The 26594-nt window shown below is 72.6% G+C and carries 20 protein-coding genes; 17 read left to right on the top strand and 3 right to left on the bottom strand.

Annotated elements, in window-relative coordinates; translation table 11 throughout:
- The first annotated feature begins 12 nt into the window (after nucleotides 1-12).
- The 7 genes from CBF90_RS00345 to CBF90_RS00315 are packed head-to-tail and all read left to right on the top strand — an operon-like array spanning nucleotide 13 to nucleotide 8895.
- Complete coding sequence (locus CBF90_RS00345; protein WP_023953002.1) at nucleotides 13-984, top strand: MoxR family ATPase; 972 nt, start codon at nucleotides 13-15, stop codon at nucleotides 982-984.
- Nucleotides 984-2417 (top strand): DUF58 domain-containing protein, encoded by a 1434-nt coding sequence (locus tag CBF90_RS00340; protein ID WP_023953000.1) that lies wholly within the window; start codon nucleotides 984-986, stop codon nucleotides 2415-2417. The genes CBF90_RS00345 and CBF90_RS00340 overlap by 1 nt, the downstream gene beginning before the upstream one ends.
- Nucleotides 2417-4708 carry a transglutaminase-like domain-containing protein gene (locus CBF90_RS00335; protein ID WP_088379624.1) on the top strand — a complete coding sequence of 764 codons (2292 nt, stop codon included), beginning with the start codon at nucleotides 2417-2419 and terminating at the stop codon, nucleotides 4706-4708. The genes CBF90_RS00340 and CBF90_RS00335 overlap by 1 nt, the downstream gene beginning before the upstream one ends.
- The gene (locus CBF90_RS00330; RefSeq protein WP_064955128.1) at nucleotides 4705-5088 is read left to right on the top strand and encodes an FHA domain-containing protein; all 384 of its coding nucleotides are present in this window, start codon (nucleotides 4705-4707) and stop codon (nucleotides 5086-5088) included. The genes CBF90_RS00335 and CBF90_RS00330 overlap by 4 nt, the downstream gene beginning before the upstream one ends.
- Before the next feature lie 5 nt (nucleotides 5089-5093).
- A complete protein-coding gene (locus CBF90_RS00325; protein ID WP_023952994.1) occupies nucleotides 5094-5909 on the top strand; it encodes a PP2C family serine/threonine-protein phosphatase in 816 nt (271 codons plus the stop codon).
- A complete protein-coding gene (locus tag CBF90_RS00320; RefSeq protein WP_088379623.1) occupies nucleotides 5909-7228 on the top strand; it encodes an FHA domain-containing protein in 1320 nt (439 codons plus the stop codon). The genes CBF90_RS00325 and CBF90_RS00320 overlap by 1 nt, the downstream gene beginning before the upstream one ends.
- Complete coding sequence (locus CBF90_RS00315; RefSeq protein ID WP_088379622.1) at nucleotides 7225-8895, top strand: serine/threonine-protein kinase; 1671 nt, start codon at nucleotides 7225-7227, stop codon at nucleotides 8893-8895. The genes CBF90_RS00320 and CBF90_RS00315 overlap by 4 nt, the downstream gene beginning before the upstream one ends.
- Before the next feature lie 7 nt (nucleotides 8896-8902).
- Here the strand turns inward: CBF90_RS00315 and CBF90_RS00310 are convergent, their stop codons facing one another.
- The 3 genes from CBF90_RS00310 to CBF90_RS00295 form a co-directional block, all read right to left on the bottom strand.
- Nucleotides 8903-10294 (bottom strand): serine/threonine-protein kinase, encoded by a 1392-nt coding sequence (locus tag CBF90_RS00310; protein ID WP_023952991.1) that lies wholly within the window; start codon nucleotides 10292-10294, stop codon nucleotides 8903-8905.
- A gap of 116 nt (nucleotides 10295-10410) precedes the next feature.
- Entirely contained in the window at nucleotides 10411-13209 is a 2799-nt protein-coding gene (locus tag CBF90_RS18140; RefSeq protein WP_172407757.1) for an alpha-L-rhamnosidase, read from the bottom strand.
- A complete protein-coding gene (locus CBF90_RS00295) occupies nucleotides 13206-16157 on the bottom strand; it encodes a sugar-binding protein (RefSeq protein ID WP_088379621.1) in 2952 nt (983 codons plus the stop codon). The genes CBF90_RS18140 and CBF90_RS00295 overlap by 4 nt, the downstream gene beginning before the upstream one ends.
- A 232-nt stretch (nucleotides 16158-16389) precedes the next feature.
- On the opposite strand from CBF90_RS00295, the gene CBF90_RS00290 reads away from it, so the two are divergent.
- From CBF90_RS00290 to CBF90_RS00245, 10 genes are read left to right on the top strand one after another with little or no spacing between them, the layout of a single operon-like run.
- Complete coding sequence (locus tag CBF90_RS00290; protein WP_088379620.1) at nucleotides 16390-17751, top strand: extracellular solute-binding protein; 1362 nt, start codon at nucleotides 16390-16392, stop codon at nucleotides 17749-17751.
- A 51-nt stretch (nucleotides 17752-17802) separates the two neighbouring features.
- Nucleotides 17803-18750 carry a carbohydrate ABC transporter permease gene (locus CBF90_RS00285; protein ID WP_064956423.1) on the top strand — a complete coding sequence of 316 codons (948 nt, stop codon included), beginning with the start codon at nucleotides 17803-17805 and terminating at the stop codon, nucleotides 18748-18750.
- Nucleotides 18747-19685, top strand: a complete 939-nt coding sequence (locus tag CBF90_RS00280) for a carbohydrate ABC transporter permease (protein WP_088379619.1) — start codon at nucleotides 18747-18749, stop codon at nucleotides 19683-19685. The genes CBF90_RS00285 and CBF90_RS00280 overlap by 4 nt, the downstream gene beginning before the upstream one ends.
- On the top strand, nucleotides 19682-20563 hold the full coding sequence (locus tag CBF90_RS00275; protein ID WP_064956421.1) for an NAD(P)-dependent oxidoreductase: 882 nt from the start codon (nucleotides 19682-19684) through the stop codon (nucleotides 20561-20563). Before CBF90_RS00280 ends, CBF90_RS00275 begins: the two co-directional genes overlap by 4 nt.
- Nucleotides 20560-21819 carry an enolase C-terminal domain-like protein gene (locus CBF90_RS00270; protein WP_172407756.1) on the top strand — a complete coding sequence of 420 codons (1260 nt, stop codon included), beginning with the start codon at nucleotides 20560-20562 and terminating at the stop codon, nucleotides 21817-21819. The genes CBF90_RS00275 and CBF90_RS00270 overlap by 4 nt, the downstream gene beginning before the upstream one ends.
- Nucleotides 21820-21879: 60 nt before the next feature.
- On the top strand, nucleotides 21880-23172 hold the full coding sequence (locus CBF90_RS00265; protein ID WP_088379618.1) for a DUF4038 domain-containing protein: 1293 nt from the start codon (nucleotides 21880-21882) through the stop codon (nucleotides 23170-23172).
- A complete protein-coding gene (locus CBF90_RS00260) occupies nucleotides 23169-24116 on the top strand; it encodes a sugar kinase (RefSeq protein ID WP_088379617.1) in 948 nt (315 codons plus the stop codon). Before CBF90_RS00265 ends, CBF90_RS00260 begins: the two co-directional genes overlap by 4 nt.
- The gene (locus tag CBF90_RS00255) at nucleotides 24113-24718 is read left to right on the top strand and encodes a bifunctional 4-hydroxy-2-oxoglutarate aldolase/2-dehydro-3-deoxy-phosphogluconate aldolase (protein ID WP_088379616.1); all 606 of its coding nucleotides are present in this window, start codon (nucleotides 24113-24115) and stop codon (nucleotides 24716-24718) included. Before CBF90_RS00260 ends, CBF90_RS00255 begins: the two co-directional genes overlap by 4 nt.
- Nucleotides 24715-25557, top strand: coding sequence for a hypothetical protein (locus tag CBF90_RS00250; protein WP_088379615.1), 843 nt, complete (start codon nucleotides 24715-24717; stop codon nucleotides 25555-25557). The genes CBF90_RS00255 and CBF90_RS00250 overlap by 4 nt, the downstream gene beginning before the upstream one ends.
- Nucleotides 25558-25569: 12 nt before the next feature.
- The gene (locus tag CBF90_RS00245; RefSeq protein ID WP_088379614.1) at nucleotides 25570-26589 is read left to right on the top strand and encodes a LacI family DNA-binding transcriptional regulator; all 1020 of its coding nucleotides are present in this window, start codon (nucleotides 25570-25572) and stop codon (nucleotides 26587-26589) included.
- The last annotated feature ends 5 nt before the right edge of the window (nucleotides 26590-26594 follow it).

The following is a 26594-nucleotide window of genomic DNA, read 5'->3' as shown; positions in this document are numbered from 1 at the left end:
GAGAACGAACGAATGAGCATGACACCCGAGCAGGCAGCGTGGTTCCGCGACACCTTCGCGCGCCTGATCGACAACGTCGACGCCGCCCTCCTCGGCAAGCGCGAGGTCGTCGCCCTCGTGCTGTCGGCGATGATCGCCGAGGGGCACGTGCTGCTGGAGGATGCACCGGGTACGGGCAAGACGAGTCTGGCCAAGGCGATCGCGGCGAGTGTGCAGGGCACCTCGACGCGCATCCAGTTCACGCCCGACCTGCTGCCCTCCGACGTCACCGGTGTGACGATCTACGACCAGGCGAACAAGCGCTTCGAGTTCCACCGCGGACCCGTCTTCGCCTCGATCGTCCTGGCCGACGAGATCAACCGTGCCTCGCCGAAGACGCAGTCGGCGCTGCTCGAGGTGATGGAGGAGTCGCGGGTGACCGTCGACGGCGTCGCGCACGAGGTCGGGCGCCCGTTCCTCGTCATCGCGACGCAGAACCCGATCGAGCAGGCGGGTACGTACAAGCTGCCGGAGGCCCAGCTCGACCGCTTCATGATCAAGACGTCGATCGGCTACCCGACCCTGGCGGTCTCGGAGCGCATCCTCGTCGGCGCCGTCGACCGCAACCCGTCGGCCAGCCTCAAGCCTGTCATCACCACGCGCGCAGTGGGCGAGATGGCCGACCTCGCCGCGACCGTCCACATCGACCCGGTCGTCGCACGGTACGCCGCGCAGATCGTCGAGGCCACGCGCGAAGCGTCGGCGACGCGCCTCGGCGTCTCGGTGCGCGGCGCCATCGCGATGATCCGTATCGCCAAGGTGTACGCGGCCGCGCAGGGGCGCCACTACGTCGTGCCCGACGACATCAAGCTGCTCGCGCTGCCGGTGTGGGCCCACCGTCTCGTGCTCGACCCCGAGGCGGAGTTCACCGGCACGACCGCCGAGACCGTCATGAACAACGCCCTCGCCGACGTCGAGGCCCCCCTCGCGCGGGCGGACGCTTGATGGCCACACCCCCTGCCGCCTCGACCCCGACGCGCCGACCGCGCCGGGGCCGAGGCGCTGGCAGCGGTGAGAGCGCGGCCGACCTCACGTCGGGTGGCGCCGCGGACTCCCGCACCGTCGGCGACACGACCCGAGACGCCGACGCGACCCTGCGGGTGGGCACGACGACCCTGTCGGCCGACGCCGCCCCCGTCAACGCGGAGACGCCGTCGCGGCTGGTCCTCTGGCTGGAGCGTCTCGAGTCGTGGTGGGCGGTCGCGCGGCGCGGTATCCGTCTGGTCACCCGAACCGTCCGCCCGCTGGGCTGGGTGCTGCTGTTCGCGACCGTGCTGCTGTGGGTCGTCGCACTCAGCTTCGGCTGGCAGGAGATGGTCATCGCCGCCGTCATCCTCACCGCCATCGTCGTCATCAGCGTGCCGTTCCTCTTCGGCGGCACGGCGTACGACGTCGACCTCGATCTCACGCGCACCCACGTGGTCGTGGGCGAGCGCGCGATCGGTGGACTGACCCTCGTCAACGGCACGTCGCGCTCGATCCTGCCGTCGCGGGTCGTCCTGCCCGTCGGGTCGGGGCGCGGCGAGTTCGACGTGCCGCGGCTCGCGCCCCAGGCCGCCCACGAAGAGCTGTTCGCGATCCCCACCACCGCCCGCGGGGTGCTCGCGGTCGGCCCGGTCAGCGTGCTCCGCGGCGACCCGCTCGGACTCTTCGAGCGCAGCAGCGACCGCCGCCAAGCCGTCGACCTCTACGTGCACCCGCGCACCGTCCCCCTCGAGGGGCTCTCGCTCGGGCGCCTGCGCGACCTCGAAGGGCTGCCCTCGACGCAGCTGGCTCCCGACGACGTGTCGTTCCACGCCTTGCGCGAGTACCAGCCCGGTGACGACCTGCGTCACGTGCACTGGAAGTCCACCGCACGCGTCGGCAATCTGATGATGCGTCAGTACGAAGAGACGCGCCGGTCGCACTTCGTGCTGGGCCTCTCGACGTACGCGGGCGACTACGCCGACCCCGACGAGTTCGAGCTCGCGATCTCCGCGGCCGGCTCGATCGGACTGCGCGCGCTGCGCGATTCCCGCATGCTCGAGGCGCGCACGCAGCGCGGTCCGCTTCGCACGGAGGGGCCCCGTCGCCTGCTCGACAACCTGTCGGCTCTCGAGCATTCGCGTCAGCGCGACGGGGGCATCGTGGCCCTCGCCGGGACGATCGCGATGAACTCCCACGGCATCGCCATCGTCGTCCTCTTCTGCGGCTCGGGTGCCGACCCCGCCGAGCTCAAGCTCGCCTGCTCGCGACTGCCCCAGGGCGTCCGGGTTCTCGCCGTCGTCGCCGACCGCTCGGCCGACGTGCCGCTGCTGCGTCGCGTCGGCGACGCCGATGTCATCTCCATCAGCGCGCTCGACCAGCTCGCGCCCGCGATGCGGAAGGTGCTCTCGTGATGTCGCCCGTCCGCCGCCGACTCGTGCTCGACCTCGTCGCCGTCGCGCTGCTGCTGTCCGTGGCGATCGTCGGCTTCGGGCCGACGTTCGACGGGGGCGCGTACCTCGTCGCGGGATTCGGCGCGCTGGTCATCGGCGTCGGCATCGCGTGGCTGTGTGCGCGACGCCGCTGGGGCGTGCTGCCCACGGCGGGCCTGACCGTCGCGGCCTACTTCATCTTCGGCGGGGCTCTCGCGCTGCCGCACACCGCGCTGTTCGGCGTCATCCCGACCCTCGATACGTGGACGCAGCTCGCCCTCGGCTCGGTGCAGTCGTGGAAGCGCCTGCTCACGACGGTGGCTCCCGTGGCGCCGTACGACGGGCACCTGATCGTTCCGTTCCTGCTCACTCTCGTCGCGACCGTCCTCACGGCCTCTCTCGCGCTGCGCCTGCGCCAGGCGGCGTGGGCCCTGATCCCCGTGACCGCGTTCCTGGTCGCGCAGATCCTGCTCGGGATGACCGAACCCGCCGTCCCGGTCCTCCAGGGCGTCGTCTTCGCCGTGGTCGCCTCGGTGTGGCTCGCGCTGCGGCAGGCGTGGGACCCCGACAACGCCGCCGTCCGCATCGAGCCGACGGCGACCTCGGATGCCGCGACCCTCCGGCACACGCGCCTGCGTCGCCTGATCTCGGGAACCGCCGTCGTCGCCGTCGCCGTGGGTGCCGGCGTCGCGACCGCCGCCGTGGCGAGTCCGCCGTCGACGCGGTACGTGCTGCGCGACATCGTCATCCCGCCCTTCGACGTCAAGCAGTACCCGAGCCCGCTGCAGGGCTTCCGCGGTCTCGTGCGCGATGACGCGGACACGCCGCTGTTCACGGTGCAGGGTCTCCCCGACGACGGCCGTATCCGCCTGGCGACGATGGACGCTTACAACGGCATCGTCTTCAACGTCTCGGACGAGGGCGCCGGATCGTCGAGCTCGTTCACGCCGCTCCGCTCGAACATGTCGCCCGACGCCGAGGGCGTGCCCGGTCAGCTGCAGTTCGAGATCGACGAGCTGCGCGGCGTGTGGCTGCCCGACGCCGGTGCCGTGCGGTCGATCGAGTTCGAGGGCGAACGCGCCGACGAACTGCGCCGCACCGCCCACTACAACGACGCCACGGGGACGGCGGCCGTCACCGCGGGGCTCGCTCCGGGCACGACCTACACGGTCGACACGGTGTTCCCCGTGCTGCCGACGGACGAGGCGCTCGCCGACGTCGCGTTCGCGCCCGTGAAGATGCCGAAGCAGGAGGGCATCCCCGACGGGCTGTCGCAGATCGCCACGGATGCCGTCGGCGACGCGGATACGCCGATCAAGCAGGTCCGCGCGCTGACGGACTGGCTCTCGACCGACGGCTACTTCAGTCACGGGCTCGAAGACGACCCGTACTCGCCCTCCGGTCACGGCGCAGCGCGCATCACCAGCTTCTTCGGCGGCGATGAGATCATCGGCGACGACGAGCAGTACGCCGTCGCGATGGCCCTGCTGTCGGCTCAGCTGGGCATTCCGGCGCGCGTCGTCATGGGGTGGCACCCCGACGAGGGCGACACCGCCGGGGAGTTCACCGCGACCGGCGACAACGTTCACGCGTGGGTCGAGGTCGCGTTCGAGGGGTACGGGTGGATCCCCTTCGACCCGACGCCCGACGAGGACAACGAGCCGAACGAGCAGACGACGACTCCGCGGGCCAACCCCAAGCCGCAGGTGCTGCAGCCGCCGCCTCCCGCCCAGGAGCCGGCCGAGCTGCCGCCCGCGATCGCCAACGATCGTGACCAGGAGGAGGAGGACGACCCCGGCTTCGACTGGATCGGCGCGATCCTCGCCCCGGTCGGCATCGGCATCGGCGTCCTGGCGATCATCTTCGCGCCGTTCGTGATCATGGGCGCCGTCAAGACCGCCCGGCGCACGAAGCGGCGAAACGCCGACAAGCCCGCCGACCGCATCTCCGGCGGCTGGGACGAGCTGATCGACCGTGCGGTCGACCTCAATGCGCCGGTCGCCTCGGGTGCGACGCGCACCGAGAGCGCACGGGTCGTCGCCGCCACCATGGACCAGCCCGACGTGACCGCCCTCGCGACGTCGGCCGATGCGCGCGTGTTCGGACCGGGCGAGCCCTCCGCCGAAGACGTCGACGCCTTCTGGCGCGAGGTCGACGCGATCGTCGTCGGCATGAGCGGTCGCGTGTCGGTGTGGCGCCGGCTGCGCGCTCGCCTCAGCCTGCGGTCGTTGCTGCGGGGCCGGACGCGGCGCGCCCGGGGAGGCAGCGCATGAGCGCGATGATCTTCGACACCGAGCCGCTCGCGGGGGTTCCCGACATCCGGAGCGGCGCGCGTGCGCTGCTGACGTGGGATGACGGCACCCGCACCGCCGTGTACGGCCGAACGGTCTTCGGCCGCGACCCTCATCGCGGCACCGGGGCCGATGCGATCGTGCTCCGCGACGAGACGCTGACGTTGTCGCGAACCCACTTCGAACTCGTTCCCCTCGAGCCCGGCGGTCTCGCCGTCATCGATCGCGCGTCGACGAACGGGGTGGTCGTCACCCGCGGACGCGACGGCGTTCCCGTGGTGCCGGGCACGCAGACGGTGCTCCGCAGCGGTGACCGGCTCGACCTCGGTGATCGGTGGCTCGTCGTCCAGGTCGTGCGGTGACTCCCATGTCGGTACGGGTCGGACACGGTGCCGCGACGCACGCCGGGCTGCGGGGGCGCGCGAACGAGGACTCCTACCTCGCGGCAGCGCCCGTCTTCGTCGTCGCCGACGGCATGGGCGGGCACGAGGCCGGTGCGCGCGCGAGCGCGGCTGCGGTGGCCGAGTTCGAGCCTCTGGTGGGCGTCGCCGTGGTGACGAACCAGGACGTGCGGGCGGCCATCGAGCGGGCGCGGGCGAACATCGACGCCCTCGCCACCGGCCAGCGCGCGGCCGGGACGACCTTGACCGGGGTCGTGCTGACCCGTGTCGGAGACGCCGGCTACTGGCTGACGCTGAACATCGGCGACTCGCGCACGTACCGGTGGGCGCGCGGCCGCCTCGAGCAGATCAGCGTCGACCACTCCGTCGTCCAGGAACTGGTCGACTCGGGGCAGATGGACGCCGAAACCGCCGCGCGCCACGCACGGCGCAACGAGATCACCCGAGCGCTCGGGGCCGGCAGCGTCGGGCAGGCGGATTTCTGGATGCTGCCCGCGGAGAGCGGCGACCGCATCCTCGTCTGTTCGGACGGTCTGTCGACCGAGCTGGACGACGAGCGGATCGCCCGTATCCTCGACGAGGAGACGGAACCGCAGGATGCCGCGCAGCGACTGGTCCACGAAGCGTTGCTGCACGGTGGTCGCGACAACGTCACGGTCATCGTCATCGACGCGCTGGGCGACGGCGGTGACGATGTGTACGACACCGTGCCGTCCGCTCAGCCGGATGACGCAGACATAGACACCCGGCCGCGCGCAGCGGCCGCAGGGGGGAGAGCCTGATGGTCGAGGTCCGCTACGTTCCGGCGACGGGCGCGGAGCACTGGCGCGTCGCACTCGCGCCCGCGGCGGCCGTCGCCCTGCCCGCGAACGTGTCGATCCCGACGGTCGAGGCCGTGTGGCGCCGACTCGCGGAACGTGGCATCGGCGCCGTCATCGAGGCCCTCACCGGCGCGTTCGGCACCTCGCTGGCGGCTATCCCCGACTTCATCCTGGCCATCGTCGAGGGCGACGGGCTCCGCGTCGCGGTGCGCGGGCCGGTCGAGCTCGTCGTCGAGACCGAGTCCGGGCCGCTGTCCGTCTCGGGCCAGGGAGTCTCGACGTGGGTCGAACGTCACATCCCGGGTGTCCGGCGCGCGTCGGCTCTCTTCGCCGAGGCGGCCGACGAGGCCGCGTCGCTGCCCTTCGTCGAGGGCGTCGTCGCGGCAGACTCCGTCACCGTCGACCTGACGGATGCCCGGCCGGGCGTCCGCTCCGCGAGCCCCTTCGTCGCAGCGCCGACCGCGCCCCCACGTGCGCCGGCGCCGCCCGCGGCAGAGCCCCCCGCGCCCGCGTCGCCTCCGGTGTCCGCGCCGGTACCGGTCGCTGCGCCGGCATCCGCCGCCGAGCCGCAGCCCGAGCCGCCTATCGTCGCCGAGCCCGAGCCCGAGCCAGAGGCCGAGGCAGGGCCGGTGGACGATGACATCCCGTTCGACGAGTCGCCCGGGGCGCAGACGTTCGTCCCGCTCGGCGACACGGCCGCCGCCGACGAGCACGCGATGATCTGGGGAGAGACGGTGGTCCGGCCGACGCTGCCCTCCGAGCAGCCCGACGCGGCCGACGCGCCCCTTCCCGCCGACGACGCCACCGTCGTGTCCTCTCCCGCCGGCCCGGCCGGCGACCACGACGGCGAGACCGTCGCCGTCGCCGACATCCGCGGCGCGCGACGGGGCGAGCCGGCGGTCTACGAGTCGACCGAGATCGTCCCGGCTCGTCGCCTCGCGCGGGGCCGCATCCGTGTCTCGGACGGGCAGGTCGTCGAGCTCGACAACACCGTCATCGTCGGACGGCGCCCGCGGTCGTCGCGATCCACGGGCGACATGCTCCCCACGCTCGTCGCCGTCGAGAGCCCCGAGCAGGACATCTCGCGCAATCACGTGGAGATCCGGGCGGAGGGCGAGCACGTTCTCGTGGTCGACCTCGACACGACGAACGGCTCAGTGCTGCTGCGCGGCGGCAATGACCCGGTGCGGCTGCATCCGAACGAGCCGACGATGGTCGTCTCGGGTGACGTGCTCGACATCGGTGACGGCGTCACGATCGCCTTCGAGGACCTGCCGTGAGCGCGAAGCGGCCCCCGGCGCCGCCGCCCGAGCTGCCCGGGTTCACCTACCTCGAGCTGCTCGGTTCGGGCGGCTTCGCCGACGTCTACCTGTACGAGCAGCACCTGCCTCGGCGCAAGGTCGCGGTGAAGGTGCTGCTGCCGGAGCGGATGGCGGGCGGCTCGGTCGAGCAGTTCACCGCCGAGGCGAACGTCATGGCGATGCTGTCGACGCATCCCGCGATCGTGACGATCTACCAGGCCGGTCTCGCCGACGACCAGCGGCCGTATCTCGTGATGGAGAACTGCCCGCGGCCGAACCTGCAGGTGCGCTACCGCACCGCGGCGTTCTCGGTGGCCGAGGCGCTGCGCGTGGGCATCCAGGTCGCGGCGGCGGTCGAGACGGCGCACCGTGCCGGCATCCTGCATCGCGACATCAAGCCGGCCAACATCCTCGTGACGGAGTACAACCGCCCCGCGCTGACCGACTTCGGCATCGCGACGACGACCGACAGCGCCGATGAGACCGCGGGTATGTCGATCCCCTGGTCGCCGCCCGAGGCGTTCGGCGAGGGCACGGACTCGGGCGTGCGCTCGGACGTCTACGCACTCGGCGCCACGATCTACACGCTGCTGGCGGGCCGTTCGCCCTTCGAGCAGCCCGGCGGACGCAACGGCGCCGCCGATCTCATCCAGCGCATCGAGACCGCACCGCTCGAACCGCTCGACCGCGCCGACGTGCCGCCGTCGCTGCAGCAGGCGCTCGCTCGTGCGATGGCGAAGAGTCCCGCGGCGCGCTTCGACAGCGCGGTGGCGTTCGCCCGTGCGCTGCAGCGCGTTCAGATCGAGCTCGCCCATTCGGTGACGCCGATCGACATCCTCGACGATTCCCCCGACGCCGAGGAAGAAGAGGATGCCGACGGCGAGCTGACTCGCGTTCGCGGCATCGTGAGCATCGAGCCGACGACGGCGCCTCCCGCCGGGTCCACGCGACGCAAGGACGGGACGGCCGCGACGTCGCCGTTCGCCCCGGCCGCCTCGGGATCGCCCTTCGCGCCGGCGGCCCCCGACGAGACCGTGCTGCGCCCCTCTGCGCGTGCCGGGCAGGATGCCACCGTCCGCCGTCCCCGCACGGTCGAGCCGGCCGCCGATCACACGGTGCAGCGCGGGGCGACGGCGTCCGCGGCGGCCGCGAGCGTGACGAGCCCGGACGCCGTCGCCGCCGCGCCGGGGGAGGGAACCCCCGCCGGGACGGCCGAGGATGTCGCACCGGGGCGCTCGCGCTCCTGGCTGTGGATCGCCCTCGGCGGCGTCGCCGCGGCGCTGGTCGTCGCCCTCGTCGTGGTGGCGAGCATGCTCCAGCCGTCCGCCCCTGCCGAGCCGCAGGCGAGCGAGTCGCCCTCCAGCGCCCCGCAGGACCCGCTCGCCGGTTTCGTGCCGCGTGTGGGCGACCTCGCGGGTGCTGCGGCGGGTGCCGACGTCACGTTCACGTGGACCAACCCGAACCCCGCCGAGGGCGACTCGTACCTCTGGTACCCGGTCACGCTCGACGGCGCGAGCGCACCGCAGCGCGTCGAGGACGAGACCGTCACCGTGCCGGCCGACCCGTCGGGCCGGACCTGCATCGAGGTGCAGCTCGTGCGCGCGAACGGCGGAGCGGGCGATGCCGTGCGGGGATGCACGCCCTGACGCCGCGTCAGCCGCGGCCGGGCTTGTCCTGATCGCGCTTGCTCTCCCGCTCCTCGGCCTTCTTCTGCTCGTCGGCGTCCTTCTTCGCCTCCTGCTCGGCCTTCTTCGCCTCCTGCTCGGCCTTCTTCGCCGCTTCCTCGGCGGCCTTCCGGTCTGCCTCCGACCCCGGTCCTGGGCCGGTGGTGTCCTCCACCGGCGCGGCGGGCTGCTCACCGGACTGGTCCGATTGATCGGTCACGACGGTGGCGGGCTCGGTCTCGTCGGTGGGCGCCGGCTCCGGGACGGGAGACTCCTCGGTGTCGGCGGGAGTGGTCGGCGGGGTCTCGGGCGCCGCGCCCGCGAGCCCGAGGCCCGTGATCGCGGCCGCCGCGAGAGCGGCTGCGGCGAGCCCGCCGATGAGGCCGAGCCGCGCTCGCGAGGGGCGACGACGCGCTGACGGGGCCGGATCGGCTGCAGCGTCGGGAAGGATCCGCGTCGGGCTGGTCCCAGCCGTGACAGCCGTCGCCGGGACCGTAGCCGCCGCGACCGCGGCAGGGACGACGGGACGCGCCGGCGTCGCGGGTGCGCGGGCCAGATCGGATGCCGCCGCGAAGACCTCGGCCGCGCTGGGGCGGTCCTCCGGCCGCATAGCGGTCATGCGGCGCAGCAGGGCGACCCACGCGGGGTCGAGCGTGTCGGGAATCTCGGGTGCGACGGTGAGCCGTGCGAGTGCTTCGCCGAATCCCTCGGCGCGCGGAAAAGCGCGCTGGCCGGTCAGCGCTTCGAGCATGACCAGGCCGAGCGCGTAGATGTCGGCGGGCGGAGCGGGCGGAGCCCCGGTGAGCTGTTCCGGGGAGAGGTATGCGGCCGTTCCGATGACCGTTCCCGGCTGGGTGAGCCGAGCGGCATCCACGAGAACCGAGATCCCGAAGTCGGCGAGCTTCGCGCCCGATCGGCTGCCGAGGGGCGGCACCGGAGCCAAGAGGACGTTCGACGGCTTGATGTCGCGGTGCACGATGCCCGCGTCGTGCACGACGTGGAGCGCCTCGGCGAGGTCAGCCGCGAGAGCCGCCGCGTCACCGGCCGGGAGAGGCCCCTCGGCGATGCGCGCGGCGAGGGTCGGGCCCTCGACGAACTCCATGACGAGGTACTCGGCCCGGCCCGGCGCCAGCTGCGCGTCGTAGAGCGTCACGAGAGCGGGGTGGTTGAGCGAGGCGAGCACGGTCATCTCGCCGCGCGCGCGGGACGAGGTGCTCGCTCCCTCCATCTCGGGTCGCAGCAGCTTGATCGCCACGGTGCGTCCGAGGAGGACGTCCTCGGCCCGGTGGACCCGGGCCATGCCGCCGTGGCCGACGCATTCGCCCAGCAGGTATCGACCGTCGAGCATCGCCTCCGTGGGCGGAGGTTCGTTCGTGACCATGGCGTCTCCCTGCGACCGCATCCCCGGGTCGGATCGGCCACGCTCAACGGTAGAGTCCGCCCGGCCGCATGCCAGGGTCTTGACACCGGACGGCGGAGCGGGGCGGATGCCGCGTCTCAGCGCGCGAGCGTCGTGAGCGCCCGATCGATGCGGGCGACGACCGCGTCCGGTGCTGAGACGGCGGCGAGCTCGTCGCGCAACCGGCTGCCCGGGACCCACCGGATGTAGGCGTCGAACTCCGTCGCCATCTCGGGGGAGTGCTCGGCGATCGACCGGGACACCAGGGCACAGGCATCCGGGGTGTCCGCGATCGCGGCGAGGTCGGAGTCGACGCCGATCGCGGCGGGACCCCGGACACCCGCGGTCGTGTTCCAGGTGTGGATCCCGGCGCCCGCCTCGAAGGGCGCGCGGTCGCCGAGGTCGATAAGTGCCGTGACCCCGTGCGGGATGCGCGCGTGGACGCGCACCCGCTCGCGGTGGGCGGCATCCCGCGCCCACGACACCGAGGCGCGCCCCCGCGGGGTGTCGTGCGTGACGCTCGCGTGCTCCAGTGACGAGACGAACCACGGCTGGATTCGCAGCCGCCCCCAGCCGGGTTCGGCGCACGCGAGCCCCCCGATGCGTCGGTGCAGCACATCGCCGACGGATCCGAGCGCGTAGTGGTTGAGCGAGGTCATGCCGGAGGGATGCAGCGAGCCGTCGGGGCGGACGGCATCCCATCGCTCCCACACCGTCGTCGCATCCTGCGACAGCGGATAGAGCCAGGAGGGGCACATGGTCTGGAGCAGCAGCCGTTCGGCGGCCCAGGCCTGCCCCTCCGACAGCAGGGCGTCGAGGACCAGCGGCGTCCCGAGGAATCCCGTCGCCGTGCGGTAGCCGCCGGCGCGGAGAAGGAAGGCGAGACGCTCCGCCGCCGCGCGGCGCAACGCGGCCGGGAGCAGCTCGAACTCGAGCGCGAGGGCGTACGCCGTCGGGGCGTCGGAGGCGAGGCGGCCGCGCGGCGTGACATACGCCGCGACGAACGCATCGCGCACGTCGTCGGCGAGGGCGGCGTAGCGGGCAGACGTCTCCGCTTCGCCCGAGAGGGTCAATGCGTCGGCGGTCAGCCGCGCAGAACGTGCGAAGTAGGCCGTGGCGACGAGCCCGGGGTCGGTCTTCGCCTTGTCGGGGCGGGCGGAGGTGGGATCGAGCCAGTCGCCGTACTGGAACCCGCGCTCCCACAGCCGGCCGGGCCCGGCGGCATCCGCGACGGTGTCGACCCACGCCCGCATCGGACCCGTCATGCGTTCGAGCAGAGACCGGTCGCCGAACCGCTCGTGCAGCACGGTCGGGATGACAGTGACGGCGTCGCCCCAGCCGGCGGCCATCGTCTCGCCGAGCCGCCCGAGCGTCTGCGGGACGACCGTCGGCACCCGCCCGTCCCGCGCGCGCTGCTCGGCCGCGACGTCGTCGAGCCACGACGCGAAGAACGCGTCCGCGTCGAAGAGGGATGCCGCGGTCGGGGCGAACACCTGGGCGTCGCCCGTCCAGCCGAGTCGCTCGTCGCGCTGCGGGCAGTCGGTCGGCAGCGAGAGGGCGTTTCCCGCGAAGCTCCGCACGATGTTCTCGTGCAGGCGGGTGAGGCGCTCGTCGGAGCACGAGAACCATCCCGTCCGCGTCATGTCGGTGTGGAGCACGACGGCGGTGACGTCTGCCGGGTCGAGCGCGCCCGGGTAGCCGGTGACTTCGACGTAGCGGAACCCGTGGAAGGTGAAGCGCGGCTCGCAGACGGTGTCGGCGGCGCCGTCGAGGATGAACGTGTCGGTCGCCGCGGCGGCGCGGAGCGGCCGGGTGCTCAGCCGCCCGGCCTCGAGCACCTCGGCGTGCCGCAGTGTGATCCGGGTGCCGGCCGGGCCAGAGACGCGCAGCCGCACGCGTCCGACGATGTTCTGGCCGAAATCGAGCAGGATGCGATCCGCATCGGCGCTCTCGGGCATCGCGACGACGGGCAGGGAGCGGATGCGGCGCACGGGCTCGACGTCGATCACCTCGGGCTGCCGGTCGGGTTCGGACAGTGCGGGTGTCGCCCACGTGGCATCGTCGAATGCGGCGGCATCCCACTCGCGCGGATGCCGCCGCAGGTCGATCTCGTCGCCGGCGTAGATGCCGCTCGAGACGAGGTCGCCGTCGCCGGTCAGCCGCCAGCGCGCGTCGGCCCGGATCTCCTCGACCCGGCCGTCGCGGTGGCGGAGCCGCAGCAGGGGTGCGACGGCGGCCTGATCGCCGTAGAAGCGCTCCGCCGTCTCGCCGAACCCGTACGACTCGGTGTACCAGCCGCCCGCGACCTCCATCGCGAGGACGTTCGCCACGCCGGGGCGGACGAGGGAGGTGACATCGGTCAGGTGCAGGGGGAGGCGGTGCTGGTACGCCGTCCAGCCGGGGCTCAGCACGGCGTCGTCGACGTCGGCGCCGTTGAGGCGCGCGTGGTACACGCCGTGCGCCGCCACCTGGAGCTCGGCGGCGACGACCGTCTCGGCGACCGTGAACTCGCGCCGGGCGAGGAACGGCTGGGCGGCACGGCCGGGGTCGGCGAGGCGCAGGAAGGGGGCGGACCAGGCTCCGGCGGGAAACCCGGCACGGACCTCGCAGGGTTCCGACCACGGGCTCGCCGTGCCATCGGCACCGACGACGCGCGCCTCGAGGGCGTGCCTGCCACCGGCGCGGAGCGGGGCGAAGGGCCAGTCCTCGAGGATGCCGTAGGGCGACGCGACCGCGACGGCGGCGCCGTCGAGCCGGAGCTCGGCACGGGCCGCCACCCACGCGGCGGGTGCTTCGACCAGCCACGACACGGGCGGTCGCGGCGAGGCGGCGACGGAGATGTCCCGTCGCCGTCCCACGCGCAGGGCGACGACGCGCGGCTCGCGCGCGACGCTCACGACCGGGGAGCCCGGCGACGTGTCAGCAGGAGCGCGATCCCGCCCGCCCCGGCGGCCACTGCGGCGCCGAGCCACGCGAGCGGTGCCGCCCCGCCCGTGCTCGCCAGCGCGCGGGCTCCGTTGGCCCCGGCGGTGGTTGCGTTCCCGCCGGTGGCACCGGGCGCCGCCGAGCCGCCGTCGCCCGGTGCCGCTGGCTGCCCCGGTTCGACGGGCGGTTCGACCACCGGGGCCGGCGCGAGCAGCCGCACGGCGGTGAACTCGCCCGAGTCCTTCTCGCCCGCGATGCCGCCGCCCCAGGAGAGGAAGCCGGCGCGCCCGGCTCCGTCTGCCTCGTTGACGATCGCGGCGCTGCTCAGCAGGGATGTCGCCCTGTCGACGCCGCGCAGCAGACGCCACGGGATCGCGGTCTCGTACACGGTGCGCCCGGCGGCGTCATCGCGCGAGATGGCCACGGGAGCCCCCGGGACGGGGCCGGCGCCCGCGTCGACGGAGAGCCAGCGGTACAGCTGCGGGCCGGCGCTCGTGAGCGCCATGCCGAACTCGTGCCAGGTCGTCGCGGCACCCGGAGCGCCGCCGGCGACGGTGAACTGGATGGAATCGCCCTGCCAGATGTTCGCGCCCTGCGCGGGCTGGTCGTGCACGTCGTCCGTGACATCGGCCGAGAAGTACAGATACTCCTCGTCCCACGTGAGCCAGGCGACGGCGGACTGGTCGAAATCGTCGTCGGCCTCCGGGTTGGCGGTGAAGGCGATCGGCGTGACGCCGTCGAGGTCGTCGAGCGTGCCGTCGACGGTGATCGTGCGATGAGCGGCCGGCAGAGCGGATGCCGCATCGACGGGGGCGACGCGCCCCGAGGCCGTCAGCGTCACCCCGTCGACGACCGCCGTCGCCGTGAAGGCGGCGGGTCCGGCCAGCGTGTCGAGCGGGATGTCGACGACGACATCCGAGCCGGCATCGACGATCGCCGGAGCCTCCGGCTGTCCACCGGCATCGCCGAGCGTGTACGACACCGAGTCGAGGGCACGGGCGGTGGCGGACGCGTTGATGACACGGATGCGGAGCACCGAGGCGCCCTCCGCCGTGACGGCCTGCGCGGCCCGCAGCGACACGGGTTCGCTCACCGCCGCGGCGGCGCGGAGCGTGCCGGCGTAGCGGTCGCCCTCGTAGACGCGCGCGCTCGTCTCGTACGTCCCCACGGTCGCGGGAGCCGGGAACGAGACCGTCGTGCTCACGGTCGCGCCGGGGGCGGTGGTCTGCGTCGCCTCGGTCCCGTCCGGCAGCACGAGACGCCAGGACGACGCGGCATCCGCACGGCCCGCCACGGTCCACGAGCCCGTCACGGGGGCTCCGACGACACCCGCATCGAGCGTCAGGCCGGCATCGGTCTGCGCGATGGCGGTGACGTCACCGCGGACGTACAGCGGTTCGGTGCCGGTCGGTGCCAGCACCGGGGCGCCGGCGCCGCCGGTGACGGTCTCGGTGTCGCCGAACATCGTCGTCAGGTCGGCGGACCCGGCGACCTCGAGCGACACCGTCTGCGGCGCGTCGGACCACAGCACGTGCAGGGGCCCGTCGGCGGTGTCGAATCGCACGTGGCGCAGGCCCGGCAGCGGTTCGTCGCGCTCGGCGAACGTCGCCGTCGCGAGGGCGTCGGCGGCCACGGAGTAGGCGGCGAACGAGGGCTTCGGCGTGAAAGCGCCCAGAGCGTCGTCGGGGTGGTGCAGGAGCCCGAAGTTCTCTTCCGTCTCGGCGTCGTCGACACCGTCGTTGACGAGGTCGTACACGTAGTACCGGGCGGCATCATGGGCTGCCGCGATCACAGCCGACTTCGCGATGTCGGCCGCCTGCTGACGCTCGGACACGGCCCGCGCGTTGGTTCCGGTGGGCCAGCCGTGCTCGGTGATCCACAGCGGCTTCGACTCGCCGCCGTTGTAGCGGCGCACCAGGGCGTCGATGCGCGTCAGGGTCTCATCGAGGGCGTCGGCTCCGACGGGGTAGCTGTAGGGGTGCAGGACGATGCCGTCGAGGTGATCGAGCGCGCCGAGCTGGAACGTCCGCTCGAGCCAGTCGGTGTTGAGGTTGGCCACGGCGGGGCCGATGACCGGCAGATCGGGGGCCGCCGTCTTGATCGCGGGAGCCGCGGCGGAGAGCAGGGCGACGTAGTCCTCGGGTGAGACGTTGGTGTTGCCGCCGAGCCCGAGATCCCACTCGTTCCACACCTCGATGCCGGTGGACATGTCGCCGAACTCCGCGGCCATCGCCGCGGCATAGGCGGCGTAGGCGGCGACCGCGTCGGGGCTGACAGGGCCGTTTCCCGCGTCGTAGAGCGGATTTCCGTACCCGGCGAGCAGCAGCGGGCGGATCCCCTGCTCGCGGGCGGGGTCGAGGAACTCGGCGCGGGCGCGCGACCAGTCGTACACGCCCGGCTGCGTCTCGACCTCGCTCCAGTAGACCTCGTCACGCAGCTGGGCGAAGCCGCCCGCGGTCAGTGCCTGCATCGACGCCGGGTCCCAGGACTGCCCGTAATGGGTGGCGGCGCCGAACCGGCCGGTCGCCGAGGCGGCGGCATCGATGTCGGGGAGGATCGCGAACGTCGTCGCGGCGCTCGTCGTTCCGTCGCCGGCCGCGGTCACCTCGAGGCGGTACCAGCCGCGCTCGGTGACAGCGGGGGCCAGGACGCCGTCGGCGGGCTCCGTGCCGTCGTCGATGACCTCGCCCCAGCCGTCCACGACGCGCCAGGCGATCGTCGGAGCGGTCGTGTCGTATCCGAACGACACGGCGTCGCCGGCGTGGAAGAGATTGCCCCAGGCATCGGGCCGGATCGACACCGCGGGCGCGTCTGCGGAGGCCGGCGCGGCGAACGCGACGCCCGCGGTGGCGGCGAGCGCGAGCGCGGCGGTTGCGGCGACGAGCCGCGGGACGGGATGGGGGGAAGGATGCTTCGGCACGCGGTGCTCCTCATCGAGTGTTCGCGGATGGTGGACCGGTAGGAAAATCGTTTGTCCAGCGGGCAGTTTGGCCGGGAGGCATGCACTCTGTCAACACTCTGCTCGACACGAAGCCCGGTTCTTTGGGCGAGCACGCGTCGGGAGATTTTTGTTTTGACGTGTCGGGGCCAGAGGTGCTAGACATCGGAGAGCAATCGTTTTTCCTGCTTGCCACTCACACCTAGGAGTTTCAATGACGAAACGTTTCCGTTCCGTCGCGGCCGCGATCGCCATCGGCGGACTGTCCGTCGCCGCCCTCGCCGGCTGCAGCAGCGACGCGGCCGCGCCCGCCGACGGCACCGTCACGATCGAGATCGGCGACCGCCCGACCGCCGACCGGCCGGAGGACCGCGCCTACTTCGACGAACGCGTCGCCGCGTTCGAGAAGGCGAACCCCGACATCGACCTGCAGCCGGTCGAGACGGGCTACGACGCCTCGACGTTCCAGGCGCTCGCCGCCGGCGGCAGCCTGCCCGACGTCATGAGCGTGCCGCTCACCGAGCCGCAGGGGCTCATCAAGCGCAACCAGGCAGCCGACATCACCGACGCGCTCGAGAGCGAGGGGCTGCTCGACGCGTTGAACCCCACGATCCTCGCCCTGACGAAGAACAGCGACGACCGTGTCTTCGCTATCCCGACGAACGCGTACTCCTTCGGGCTCGTCTACAACCGTGATCTCTTCGCCCAGGCGGGCCTCGACCCCGAGAACCCGCCCAAGACCTGGGACGAGGTGCGCGAGGCGGCGAAGAAGATCAGCGACGCCACCGACGCCGCCGGCTTCTCCGTGCTGACGACCGCGAACACGGGCGGGTGGCAGTTCACCGGCATGACCTACTCGTTCGGGGGGACGGTCGAGAACGAGGACGGCTCGAAGGCCACCTTCGACGACGCCCCGTCGACCGACGCCCTCGAGCTGCTCCAGACGATGCGCTGGGACGACGGCACACTGCCGGAGAACACCCTCTACGACGTGCAGTCGCAGGGGCAGGACTTCGCCGCCGGCAAGATCGGCATGATCCTCGGCGCCAGCGACTCGTACTACAACGTCGTGCAGAACCTGAAGCTGCCCGCCGAGCAGTTCGGCATCGGCGGCATGCCGCAGTCCGGCGGCACGCAGGGGACGCTGAGCGGCGGCACGGTGCAGATCGTCAACCCGAACGCGAGCGACGCCGAGAAGACCGCGGCCGTGAAGTGGGTGGAGTTCTTCTACCTGCAGCGCTTCCTCGACGAGGACACGGCCGTCGAAGACGCTCGCGCGTCGAGCGAGGCCGGGTCGGTCACGGGTCTCCCGGGTCTGCCGGTCGTCAACGCCGATCAGTACTCCGAGTACTTCACCTGGATCGCCGACTACATCAACGTCCCCAGCGCGAACTTCACCCCCTACCTCGAGGCGTCGGCCGACATCCCGATCGTGCCCGAGCCCGTGAACAACGCGCAGGAGGTGTACGGCGCACTCGACACCGTCGTCCAGACGGTGCTCACCGACAAGGGCGCCGACATCCCCGCTCTTCTCTCCACCGCTCAGAGCGACGTCCAGTCCCGCCTGAGCCGCTGACCCGACGGGGCGGGCCGATGACCTCGGCCCGCCCCCGACCGGAGGACCCCCATGACCGACGTGAGACCGCGGACCCGGATGGCGACATCCGCGTCCGCATCCCCTGAGCCCGCCCCGTCGCGGCGCCGCCGGCGGTGGCGTCCCAGCCTGACGGCGCTCGCCATCGCGGCACCCGCGATCCTCGTCTTCCTGTACTTCTCGTGGGGACCGATCGTCAGCTCGCTCGCCATGAGCGTGCAGCGCGTCGTCATCGGCGGCGAGAGCAGCTTCGTCGGGTGGGAGAACTTCGCCTACGTACTGTCCGACCCCGGACTTCCGCAGGCGACCCTGAACACGATCTACTACACGGTCCTCGCCGTGCTGTTCGGCTTCCCGGTGCCGCTGGCCCTGGCGGTCTTCATCTCCGAGATGCGCTCGCGCAGCTGGTACTTCAGCGCGCTGGCGTACCTGCCGGTGATGGTGCCGCCGGTCGTCGCGATCCTGCTGTGGAAGTTCTTCTACGCCCCCGACGCCGACGGCCTCTTCAACACCGTGCTCGGGTGGGTCGGCATCGGCCCCCTTCCCTGGCTTAACTCGACGGCGACCGCGATGCCCTCGATCGTCCTCGAGACGACGTGGGCCGGCGCGGGCACGGCGATCATCATCTACATCGCGGCCCTCACGAGCATCCCCTCCGAGCTCTACGAAGCCGCCGAGCTCGACGGCGCCGGCATCTGGCGCCGCGTCTGGCACGTCACTCTGCCGCAGATGCGCGGCATCATCGCGACGATGCTGCTGCTGCAGGTCATCGGCACGATGCAGATCTTCACCGAGCCGTTCCTCTTCACCGGCGGCGGGCCGCAGGGCGCCACCAAGACGCTGCTCATGACGATCTACGACTACGCCTTCGTGCGCGTCGACTACGGCGCAGCGACCGCGCTGAGCGTGCTGCTCGCCGCATCGCTCGGCCTGCTGTCGCTCCTCTACTTCCGACTGACCCGACGCTGGAGCCGAGCATGAGCGCCCTTCTTCCCACCCGGCGGCTCGCCCGGCGTCGCGACGTCGCACCGGACCCGCTGTCGCGCACGAACATCTCCGACAGCGACCGCCGGCGACCCTCGGTGCGCGTGTGGCTCGGCATCGGGCAGGCCGTCGTGCTGGCGGGGCTGCTGATCGCCGGACTCGGCCCGCTCATCTGGCTCGCGCTCGCCGCGGTCTCGCCGACGCAGGACCTCATCCGCGGTCCGTTCTCGTTCTTCTCCAGCGGCACCGTGCAGTGGGAGAACCTCGCGATCGCGTGGGAGCGCGGCCGCATCGGCCATTACCTCACCAACACCGCGATCCTCGCGGCGGGCTCGGTCGTTGTCACGCTCGTCGTCTCGACGACGGCCGCCTTCGTCATCACCGTGCTCCGCCCGCGCTGGGGCGAGCTGCTCTCCGGAGCGATCCTCGCGACCCTGTTCATCCCCTCGATCGTCTCGCTCGTGCCGCTGTACCTCACGGTGCGCGAGCTGCCGCTGCTGGGCGTCTCGCTCATCAACACCTGGTGGGCCGTGTGGCTCCCCGCGGGAGCCGCCGCGTTCAACGTGCTCATCATCGCCCGGTTCCTCGAGGCGATCCCCGCCGACCTCTACGAGGCGGCCCGCATCGACGGCGCCGGCCCGCTCCGCATCCTGTGGAGCATCGTGCTTCCGCTGTCGCGACCGATCCTCGGGGTAGTGGGCCTCCTGACGGTCGTGGCGTCGTGGAAGGACTACCTGTGGCCCCTCCTCGTGCTGCCCGACCCCGACAAGCAGCCCGTGTCGGTGGCGCTGCCCCGCCTCGCCGACCAGACCGAGCTGAGCGTGCAGATGGCCGCCCTGTTCCTCTCGCTGATCATCCCGGTGGCGCTGTTCCTGATCTTCCAGCGGCAGTTCCTGCGCGGTGCGAGCATGGCGGGCGGGGTGAAGGGATGAGCCGCATCCTCGTCACCGGCGCCGACGGCGAGATCGGTCGCGCGGTCAGCGACCACCTCGTCGCGAGCGGCCACCAGGTCACCGCGTTGTCGCTCGCGTTCAGCGGAGACCACCCCGCCGACCGCCAAATCACCGGCGACGCGACCTCGCGGGCCGACGTCGAGGAGGCGATGCGCGACGCCGACGCGGTCGCGCACTTCGCCGCCATCCCGCATCCGAGCCTCGGCACCCCGTACGACGTCTTCCGCGTCAACACGTCGGCGACGTTCAACGTGCTCACGCGCGCCGCCGAGGCGGGTGTGCGCCGGGCGGTCATCGCCAGCAGCATCAACGCCATCGGATACCCGAACAATCCGCACGACACGTTCCCGCCGGCGTTTCCGCTGGATGCCGAGACGCCGCCCGACATCGCCGACGCCTACTCGCTGTCGAAGCTCGCCGACGAGGCCACGGCCCGGTACGCGCACCGGCGCTACGGCATCGACGTCGTCGCGCTGCGGTTCCCGCTGGTGAAGTGGCCGCACGTCCTGCACGAGGTCGCCGACGAGGTGCGGGCCGACCCCGCGCGCATGGCCCGCGAGGGCTGGGCGTACCTGACGATGTCCGACGCCGTGCGCGCGATCGAGCGGGCGCTGCGGGCTGATGTCGCGGGCGCCGTGGTCGTGCCGCTCAGCGCTCGCGACACCCTGCTCGACGTCCCGACCGCCGAGCTGCTGCGTCGTTACGTACCGGGTGCCCGGCCGCCCGCGCGCATCTCGGGTCGCGAGGCGCTCGTCGACCTGACGACGGCGCGGACGGTGCTCGGCTTCGAGCCCCGCGAGTCGATCCACGACGGCACCGCCACCCCCTACCCGGCACTCGTGAGGAGCGACCGATGACGACAGAGCCCACGACGTTCGATCAGCCCTGGATGCCGCGCGAGAACGTCCGCATCACGGATGTGCGGGCGATCGTGACGGCGCCCGAGGGCATCCCGCTGGTGGTCGTGCGCATCGACACCGACCAGGACGGACTGTGGGGATACGGCTGCGCGACCTTCACGCAGCGCTGGCAGGCCGTCGTGGCCTTCCTCGACCACCTGCGTCCCCTGCTCGTCGGGCGCTACCCCGGCGACATCGAAGACCTGCTGCGCCTGGTGCGGTTCACCGGCTACTGGCGCGAGGGGCCGGTCGGCAACAACGCGCTCTCGGGCATCGACATGGCGTTGTGGGACATCGCCGGCAAGCGCGCCGGGATGCCGGTGTACGAGCTGCTCGGCGGGCGGGTTCGCGCTGCGGCCGACACCTACCTGCACGCCGAGGGCGCCGATCTCGACGAGACCACGGCGCACGCGCGCGAGCTCATGGCCGCCGGCCAGCGCCACGTGCGCATCCAGACCGGCCAGCAGGGCGTCGGACATTACGGCGCCCCGCCCGTCGCAGGGTCCTTCGCGTGGGCGAAGAACCCCGCGGGCTGGCGGGTCGAGGACTATCTCGTCCGCACGCCGGAGCTCTTCGCCCACGTGCGCGAGGCCCTCGGCGACGGCGTCGAGCTGCTGCACGACGTCCACTCGCGGCTCACTCCCGCGACCGCGATCGCCCTCGCCCGTTCGCTCGAGCCGTACCGGCCCTTCTTCCTCGAAGACGTGCTCGCACCCGAGCACTGGCACCGCCTCGCCGAGGTGCGGGCCGCGTCACCGGTGCCGATCGCGGTCGGCGAGCTCGCGACATCCTTCACCGACGCCGCCCGTCTCATCCGCGAGCATCACGTGGACTACATCCGCAGTCACCTCTCGGATGTCGGGGGCGTCAGCGCCGCGCGCCGGCTCGCCGTCCTCGCCGACATCGAGGGGGTGAGGACGGCCTGGCACTCGCCCGGCGACGCCTCGCCGTTCGCCGTCGCCGCAGCGGTCGCACTCGACGTGACCTCGCCGGCGTTCGGCATCCAGGAGGGGCACGTCTACAACGACGAGACCCACGAGGTCTTCCCCGGCATGATCGACATCGTCGACGGCTGGCTGACGCCCAACGACGCCCCCGGCTGGGGCATCGAGATGGACGAGGCCGCCGCCGCACGGTTCCCCGCCGGCCTCTCGGGCCACGACGCGTGGGCGGCGGGCGTTCGCGCCCCCGACGGCGCCCTCATCGCGCCCTGATCGCCGCTGCTCGCACTCCCGAATCCCGAACTCCGCATTCCTCCAACCCGAAAGAGATCCATGACCACGTGGTCGATCGCGCCCTCGGGGCGCTGGCTGCTGCACCGCGGCGAACCGACGTTCCTCCTGGCCGACACCGTCTGGGCGGCCTTCGGCGGGCCCACCGAGAACGAATGGCTCGACCATCTCGAGCTCCGGCGGCGCCAGGGTTTCAACGCGCTGCTGATCAGCGTCCTGCCCATCGAGCACGACCGGTCGACGGGAACGCGTTCGCCGTACGCCCTGCGCGACGGCGCCGTCGACTTCGCGGCCGGCGATCCCGACTACTGGACTGTCGCGGAGCGCATGCTCGAGCAGGCTCGCGAGCGCGGCTTCACGCCGATGCTCGTCCTGCTGTGGAACAACTTCGTGCCGGGCACGTGGGGCTCGCGCCTCACTCCGGATCACGTCCTGAGCGCCGAGCAGACCGACACCTACGTCCGCGAGACGGTCGCGCGGTTCCGCCGCTTCGATCCGATCTGGATCGTGTCGGGCGACGACGACCTCGACGACGATGTCGCGCTGGAGCGGTACAGCTCGGTCGCGGCGCTGCTGCGCGAGGTGGCACCCGGCCAGCTCGTCACGTGGCACGACACCCCCACGGCGCGGATGCCGCAGCCGCTGGCCGACAGCGGACTGGTCGACTTCCACGCCCTGCAGTCGGGGCACAACGAGGCGTGGGAGACCCTGCCCGCCGACCTCACCCACTACTACCGGGCGCTCGACGTCGCACGACCGATCATCAACCTCGAGCCCTGCTATGAGGGACTCGGACGCTTCCGCGGCGCCGCGCGGCACTCGGCCGCCGACGTCCGTCGCGCGAGCTGGACGGGCGTCGTCTCCGGCGCGGCCGCAGGCCTCGGGTACGGCGCGCACGGCGTGTGGTCGTGGCATCGTCGCGGCGAGGGCTTCTCGGCCGAAGACGTGCACGGCGCGCCCTTCCCGTTCTCCGTCGCCGCCGCGTTCCCGGGTGCCGACGACGTCGCCTACCTCCGCCGGGTCGTCGACGCGGAACAGCTGTGGGGCCTCGACGCGGCCCCCGATCTGCTCGTCGCCGAGCCCTCCGGGGCCGTCGCCGGACGCACTCCCGACGGCACGATCGCCGTCTACGCGCCCACGCCCTTCGCGCTCACCCTCGCGCTCGACGACGCCGAGGCTGCCGGCCTCGAGGTTTCCGTCCATGATCTGGCCGCACGGCGGCCGGACGCCGCGCGGTGGACGGCGGTGGACGGCGGCATCCGGCTCGAGCAGCCCGAGTTCACCGGCGACGCACTGTTCGTGCTGCGCCCCGCTCGCAGCGGGGCCGAACGATGAGCGGCCGGATCGTGACGTTCGGCGAAGCGCTCGCCACCGCCACCGTCGACGAGGCGGGAACCCTGACGCCGGCGACCGTCGCGGGCGCAGAGCTGAACACCGCGGTCGGCCTCGCCCGTCTCGGGCACGATGTCGCGTGGGCCTCACGGCTCGGCGACGACGTCTTCGCCGGGCTCGTGCGCGAGACCCTGCGCGCCGAGGGCATCGACGATCGGTTCGTCGTGGCGGCTCCGGGGGAGCAGACGGGGCTGATCGTCAAGCAGCGTCTGAGCGACGGCGACATCCGTTCGGAGCACTATCGCGCGACGAGCGCCGCGAGCCGGCTGCGCTCGGACGATCTGCCGGTGGCTGCGCTCGACGGAGCCGACTGGCTGCACGCGACCTGCATCATCCCCGCCCTCGGCACTGGCCCGAAGGGGCTGTTCGAGAACGTCCTGCACGAGGCGTCGATGCGCGGCATCCCGATCTCGCTCGACGCCAACCATCGGCCGCAGCTGATGACGGAGGACGAGCTCCGAGCGGTCGTCGACGATTGGCTCGACGTCGTCGACACCTTCTTCTGCAACGAGGACGAGGCGCGCATCCTCACCGGGACGACGTCGACGGATGCCGCGGTCGACGCGCTCGCTCGGCGCGGTCCCCGCGTCGTCGTGGTCAAGCTCGGCGGTCGCGGTGCGATGGCCGGAGACGCCGAGGGCCGCCGCTTCACGCCCGCCTCGGCGGTCGCTGCGCCAACGCATCCCGTGGGAGCGGGCGACGCCTTCGCGGCAGCGTGGATCTCGTGCACCCTGCGGGGCTACACCGTCGACGCGGCGCTGCCGGTCGCGGCGTGGTGCGCGGCCCGGGTGGTCGCCGATCCCGGAGATCATGACGGTTTCCCGCGTCGCGCCGAGCTCGACGCGTTCGAAGCGGCGCAGCGCGAGGTGGCGGAGGCGGGACGATGACCGCGAACGTGCGCGCTGCTCTCGCCGCCGCCGCCGTCGTCGCCGTGCTGCGGGCTCCGTCGGAGGCCGAGCTGCGTCGGCAGATCGACTTCGCCGTCGAAGCGGAGCTGCCGGTGCTCGAGATCACGGCCACGACCCCGGGGTGGGACCGCGTGCTGGCGGAGATCGCCGGCGACACCGTGTTCGATCGTATCCTGCTCGGTGCGGGAACCGTCACGACGGCGGCCCAGGCCGAGGCGGCGCGGGATGCCGGAGCACGCTTCCTCGTGTCGCCCACGGTCGTCGGGGATGCCGTGCGCACGGCGGCCGGCGAGGCGGCCTTCATCGCCGGCGGATTCACCCCGACCGAGCTGCGCGCGGCAGCCGGGACGAGCGGCATGGCGAAGCTGTTCCCCGCCGCGAGCGGGGGTCTCGCGCACCTGCGCGCCGTGCGCGACGTCCTCCCCGACGTCGCCATCATGCCGACCGGCGGCATCGGCATCGACGACGCCGCCGACTGGATCGCTGCGGGCGCGATCGCCGTGGGCATCGGCGGCGGGCTCTTCCGCGAGCCGGTCGATCGCGTGCGCGGGCTGGTCGCATCGCTCCGGCGGACGCCATGACCCGCGTGCGCATGGGGTCGGACGACCTCGTCGCGGTCGTCGAGTCGGACGGGGCCCGCATCTCGTCACTGCGCCACCTGCCCACCGGCCGTGAGCTGCTGGCCTCGACGCCTTGGGCCGACGACCCCGCCGATGCCTTCGTCATGGCCGACTCCAGCGCGCAGTGGCATCGCGCCTACCGCGGCGGGTGGCACCTGCTGCTGCCGCGCGCGGGCGACAGCCCCGCCACGGCTTCTCCGCCGCAGCCGTTCCACGGCGAGGCCGCGTGGCGCACCTGGCGGCTCACGGGCAGCCGGAACGCCTGTCGTGCTTCGGTCGTCCTGCGGACCCTCCCGCTCGCGATCGACCGCTGGATGTCGGTCCGCGCGAACATGCTCGTGATCGAGACCGCGGTCCGCAACGTGGGGAGCGAGCCGGTGAACCACGGGTGGGCCGAGCACCCGGCGTTCGCGGGCGACCTGTTCGGCCCGGCCTCCACGGTGCGCACGGGTGATCGCGTCGTGCGGCTCGACCCGGCTCCCGCGGCATCCTTCGCCGACCTCGCCGCGCCCACCGGCGACGTGACGATCACCGCGCCCGAGGCCGGGGTCGAGGTCGCGCTGAGCTGGGACGCGTCGCTGCTGCCGCGGCTCTACGTCTGGCAGGAGCAGCGGGGGAGCGCCGGTTTCCCGTGGTGGGGTGCGATGGACGCGGTCGGGCTCGAGCCGGCCGCCGACCCCTACGGCACGCCTCTCGACGCGCTCGGCTCGCTGAGTCTCGCGCCCGGCGAGACCCGGGAGTCCGTCGTCTCGGTGCGCGTCGATCAATTGGGCGATGTGGCGCCGGAGGCGACGTCATAGACTCGGAGCGAGATGGCGAGAAAAGCGATTTCCCTCCGTGACGTTGCGGCTGTCGCCGGCGTCTCGGTGTCGACCGTGTCGAAGGTCCTGCGGGGCCAGGGCAAGGCGTCGGATGCCACGCGCGAGCGCATCTTCGAGGCCGCCGAGCGACTCGACTTCCAGCCCAACGCGCTGGGTCAGTTCCTCGTCCAGGGGCGCAGCGCCACCGTGGGCGTGCTCACCATGAACGCCCCGGGCGCCTTCACGATGCCCGTTCTCACCGGCGCGACGACGACCCTCGGCACGCGCGACCTGTCGGTCCTCGTGACCGACTCGCACCTCGACCGCACGGTGCTGGCGGCGACGGTCCGCAAGCTCCGCGCCCGCAGCATCGACGGGCTGCTCGTCGTCGGCGACGGATCCGGGTCGGAGATCCGCTCGGTCACCGCGGGGTTCCCGGCGCCGGTGGTCTACGTCTACGGCATCTCCGACGACGCCGCCGACGCCTCGTTCGTCCACGACGGCTACGCCGCCGGGAAGCGCGCCGGCGAGCACCTCCTGGCGTCGGGGCGCCGCCGCATCGCGCACATCACCGCGTCGGCCGACGACCACTCGGCGCGCGAGCGCGCGGACGGCCTCGCCGCCGCCCTCGCGGCCGCCGGCACCGACCTCGCACCCGAGCTCGTGCTGCGCGGCGACTGGTCGCGGGGCTGGGGTCGCGAGGCCGCCGAGCGACTGATCGCGTCGGGTGAGAGGTTCGACGCCGTCTGCTGCGGCAACGACACGATCGCCCGCGCGGTGATCGCCGCGTTGGCCGAGGCCGGTGTCCGCGTGCCGGAGGATGTCGCCATCACCGGGATGGACAACATCTCGGGCCTCACGGGCCAGGACGACGAGAGCCTGACGACGATCGACTTCCGCCTCGCCGACCTGGGCGCCCGGGCGGCCGCGCATCTGGCCGACGTCATCGACGGTCAGTCGTACGAGCCAGGCCTGCACCGGATCGCCGGCGACCTCGTCGCGGGCGAGTCGACGGCGGCGCCGAGCGTCTGACCGGC

The sequence above is a fragment of the Microbacterium sp. AISO3 genome (assembly GCF_002204305.1).
GTDB classification, from domain to species: Bacteria; Actinomycetota; Actinomycetes; order Actinomycetales; family Microbacteriaceae; genus Microbacterium; species Microbacterium arborescens.
This window is presented reverse-complemented; position numbering and strand designations above follow the sequence as displayed.

Coding starts and splice junctions, on each gene's coding strand:
- CBF90_RS00335 (WP_088379624.1), top strand. CDS start 2,417: ATGTCGCCCGTCCGCCGCCGACTCGTGCTCGACCTCGTCGCCGTCGCG.
- CBF90_RS00250 (WP_088379615.1), top strand. CDS start 24,715: ATGACCCGCGTGCGCATGGGGTCGGACGACCTCGTCGCGGTCGTCGAG.
- CBF90_RS00320 (WP_088379623.1), top strand. CDS start 5,909: ATGGTCGAGGTCCGCTACGTTCCGGCGACGGGCGCGGAGCACTGGCGC.
- CBF90_RS00330 (WP_064955128.1), top strand. CDS start 4,705: ATGAGCGCGATGATCTTCGACACCGAGCCGCTCGCGGGGGTTCCCGAC.
- CBF90_RS00275 (WP_064956421.1), top strand. CDS start 19,682: ATGAGCCGCATCCTCGTCACCGGCGCCGACGGCGAGATCGGTCGCGCG.
- CBF90_RS00340 (WP_023953000.1), top strand. CDS start 984: ATGGCCACACCCCCTGCCGCCTCGACCCCGACGCGCCGACCGCGCCGG.
- CBF90_RS00310 (WP_023952991.1), bottom strand. CDS start 10,294: ATGGTCACGAACGAACCTCCGCCCACGGAGGCGATGCTCGACGGTCGA.
- CBF90_RS00325 (WP_023952994.1), top strand. CDS start 5,094: ATGTCGGTACGGGTCGGACACGGTGCCGCGACGCACGCCGGGCTGCGG.
- CBF90_RS00245 (WP_088379614.1), top strand. CDS start 25,570: ATGGCGAGAAAAGCGATTTCCCTCCGTGACGTTGCGGCTGTCGCCGGC.
- CBF90_RS00270 (WP_172407756.1), top strand. CDS start 20,560: ATGACGACAGAGCCCACGACGTTCGATCAGCCCTGGATGCCGCGCGAG.
- CBF90_RS00280 (WP_088379619.1), top strand. CDS start 18,747: ATGAGCGCCCTTCTTCCCACCCGGCGGCTCGCCCGGCGTCGCGACGTC.
- CBF90_RS00265 (WP_088379618.1), top strand. CDS start 21,880: ATGACCACGTGGTCGATCGCGCCCTCGGGGCGCTGGCTGCTGCACCGC.
- CBF90_RS00290 (WP_088379620.1), top strand. CDS start 16,390: ATGACGAAACGTTTCCGTTCCGTCGCGGCCGCGATCGCCATCGGCGGA.
- CBF90_RS00255 (WP_088379616.1), top strand. CDS start 24,113: ATGACCGCGAACGTGCGCGCTGCTCTCGCCGCCGCCGCCGTCGTCGCC.
- CBF90_RS00260 (WP_088379617.1), top strand. CDS start 23,169: ATGAGCGGCCGGATCGTGACGTTCGGCGAAGCGCTCGCCACCGCCACC.
- CBF90_RS00285 (WP_064956423.1), top strand. CDS start 17,803: ATGACCGACGTGAGACCGCGGACCCGGATGGCGACATCCGCGTCCGCA.
- CBF90_RS00345 (WP_023953002.1), top strand. CDS start 13: ATGAGCATGACACCCGAGCAGGCAGCGTGGTTCCGCGACACCTTCGCG.